This window comes from Bradyrhizobium sp. Crot121 (assembly GCF_059512385.1).
Genome location: NZ_JCAMOR010000349.1, coordinates 1 through 485 on the forward strand (window position 1 = coordinate 1; position 485 = coordinate 485).

The window sequence follows — 485 nt, forward strand, 5'->3', positions numbered from 1 at the left end:
GACGCACGCGGCTATGTCGCCAACCCGGCAGGCTCAACCTATGTCGACCCCGGCGTCGCAGGTTTTCTCACCGCGGATCATCTGCTCAGTCAGCCTTCATCCGTCGATGCGCGGTGGGCTCCGGTCGCGCCCGAGACTGTCGGCCGCTTTCAGGTTCCGACGCTGCGCAACGTCGACAAGAGGCCTTACCCGAGTTTCGTCAAGGTTTACGGACACAATGGCTATTTCACCAGTCTCAAGTCGATCGTGCACTTCTACAACACGCGTGACGTGCTGCCGCGCTGCGGTCGCAACGACCCCGGCGAGGGGACCACCTGCTGGCCTGCGCCGGAGTCGATCCGCAACATGAACACCAAGTTCGTCGGACGGCTCGGCCTTTCCGATGAGGAGGAGGATGCACTCGTTAGCTTCATGCAGACGCTCAGTGACGGGTACATGCAGCGGTAGTCATGTGAGCGTGCCCTCATTCGTGATAAGCCGCGAAG

1 pseudogene is annotated in these 485 nt (G+C 61.4%); it reads left to right on the top strand.

Features of this window, described 5'->3' with window-relative positions:
- Window positions 1-447: pseudogene (locus AC5ZGW_RS46920) on the top strand (hypothetical protein); the annotation flags it as partial.
- Window positions 448-485 lie beyond the last annotated feature (38 nt).